At 72.4% G+C, this 2,191-nt stretch carries 2 protein-coding genes and 2 pseudogenes; all 4 read right to left on the bottom strand.

All coding sequences use genetic code 11. From position 1 onward, the window contains the following. Positions 1–284, bottom strand: a pseudogene (locus FV230_RS27535) (esterase); the annotation flags it as partial. Between the two features lie 85 nt (positions 285–369). After that, positions 370–804 (bottom strand): CopG family transcriptional regulator, encoded by a 435-nt coding sequence (locus tag FV230_RS27530; protein WP_147844625.1) that lies wholly within the window; start codon positions 802–804, stop codon positions 370–372. A 105-nt stretch (positions 805–909) separates the two neighbouring features. Then, on the bottom strand, positions 910–1,629 hold the full coding sequence (gene dnaQ, locus FV230_RS27525) for a DNA polymerase III subunit epsilon (protein WP_147844626.1): 720 nt from the start codon (positions 1,627–1,629) through the stop codon (positions 910–912). A 76-nt stretch (positions 1,630–1,705) separates the two neighbouring features. Beyond that, positions 1,706–2,035, bottom strand: a pseudogene (locus FV230_RS27520) (Smr/MutS family protein); the annotation flags it as partial. Positions 2,036–2,191: the final 156 nt, after the last annotated feature.

Below are 2,191 nucleotides of genomic sequence, written 5' to 3'. Positions count from 1 at the left end.
GCCTCGGGCCTGGGCGCGGCCGCGGGCTTGGGCGCGGCCTCGACCTTCGCCTCGGCCCGGGGCGCGGATCGCGGGGCGTCGTCGATGCGCTCGGCGGTCAGGTCGAGGGTCGGCGGCTCAATCGCCTTCGGCGTGTCCTGCGGCGTGTCCCGCGGCGTCGCGTGGCCGCCGAGGCTGCGCTGGATCAGGTCGGTCGCCTCCGCGAGGCGGCCGGCACCGGTCAGCCGGGTCGCCTCCATCATGTCGGCGAAGCGGTCGCGCATCGAGTCGGAATGGTCGGTCATGGGAAGTCCTGGGGATCGCCGTGGGCGGATCGGAATGGGGCAGGAGGCTCGGAGCGGAGGCTCGGAGCAGAGGCGCGGCAGCGCCTCAGCGCAGCCGGTCGGCCAGCGCGGCGCGGACGGCGGGGCTGGCCTGGAGGCTGCCGAGCACGTCGAGGGAGGCGATCGCCGCACGGGCGAGGTCGGGGGTCACGTCGTCGGCGATGGTGGCGAGGCCGAGCACGCGGATGTCCAGCATCCGCCCCTCGGCCCGGGCCGCCTCGAGGCTGGCGCGGTCGATGTGGCGCAGGCCGAGCTCGACGCTGCGCCGCGCCATCGACTGGCGCGTCACGTCGGCATGCCGCTCGATCTGGTTGCGGATCGCGGTGCGGATGAAGTCGCTGCGGTTCGAGAACACCCCTTCGGCCACGAGCAGGTCGACGTGCCCGAGGTCGACATGCCCGAGATTGATCGTGATCTTCTCGCTCTCGGGCTGCCGCGCCGCCGCCCGCGTGGGCTTCGGCCGTGCCATCACATCCATCATCGCGACCATCCCGTCACCATCCGTGTGGATGGCATATGGGGGCGCCATATTGCATTGCAATATGGGCTTCGTGCGATGCACCAACCCGTGAGGGCGGCTCTGCCGTCAGACGGCGGTGTCCTTGCCAATGTACTCGGCCCAGATCGCGCTGGCGCCGAGGCCGGCGCGGAATGCGGCGTGGCGCTCGCGCTCGGCGTCGGTCAGGCGGGCGCGGGCGGTGCGGACCGTGCGCACGACGCTCTCGGCGCTGCGGTCGACGACCGCGTCGGCGACCGCGGTCGCGCCGAGATCGAACCCGGTCTGCTTGCCGCCGAGCAGCTCGATGTAGACCTCGGCCAGGATCTGCGCGTCGAGCAGGGCCCCGTGCTTGGTGCGGCGGCTGGTGTCGATGCCGTAGCGGCTGCACAGGGCGTCGAGGTTGGCCGGCGCGCCGGGGTGCTTGCGCCGGGCCATCGGCAGGGTGTCGACCACGCTCTCGAGGACGATCGGCGGCGGCGCCTTGGCCCCGAGCCGGGCGTATTCCATGTTGAGGAAGCCGACGTCGAACGGCGCGTTGTGGATCACCAGCCGGGCGTCGCCGCAGAACTCGATCAGCGCGCCGGCGATCTCCGAGAACGGCGGCTTGTCGGACAGGAACGTGTCGGACAGCCCGTGCACCTTGAAGGCGCCCTCCGAGACCGCCCGCTGCGGGTTGCAGTACTTGTGGAACGTCCGGCCCGTGGGGATGTGGTTCAGGAGTTCGACCGCGCCGACCTCGATCAGCCGGTCGCCGGTCTTGGGGTCGATGCCGGTGGTCTCGGTGTCGAGAACGATCTCGCGTACCACGTCGTGCATGATGTCCGGTCCCGAACGCTTCCGCGCGTCGCCTACCCGATTAGCCCGCTCGGGTTAACCCGCGCCTTCAGAGCCGCCGCAGGCGGACGTAGAGCGCGCCGGCGCCGCCGTGGTGGCGGGCGGCCTCCTCGAAGCCGAGCACGATCGGGCGCAGCTCCGCGCCGCGCAGCCAGTGCGGCACCGAGCGGCGCAGCACGCCGCGCTCGGCATAGGCGTCCTCGCCGCCCTTGCCGGTCACGACCAGCACCCGCGCATGCCCGGCGGCGCGCGCTTGCATCAGGAAGCCGACCAAGGCCGCGTGCGCCTCGGCCTGATAGAGCCCGTGCAGGTCGATCCGGCCCTCGATCGCCAGCACGCCGCGGCTGAGCCGCTGGCGCTCGCGCCGCTCCAGCCCGGGCGGGGCGGGGCCCGGGACGAAGGCCGGCCGCACCGGCGTCCGCGGCCGGGCCGGTGTACCCGCGCCGCGCCGGACCAGTCTCGTATACACATCACCGCGCCCACGACACATGCGCAGATCACGGATCCCCTCGTCTGCTAGAAAAAAAAAGAGGGG

Origin of the sequence: Methylobacterium sp. WL6 (assembly GCF_008040095.1) — a bacterium.
Lineage (GTDB): Bacteria > Pseudomonadota > Alphaproteobacteria > Rhizobiales > Beijerinckiaceae > Methylobacterium.
This window is presented reverse-complemented; position numbering and strand designations above follow the sequence as displayed.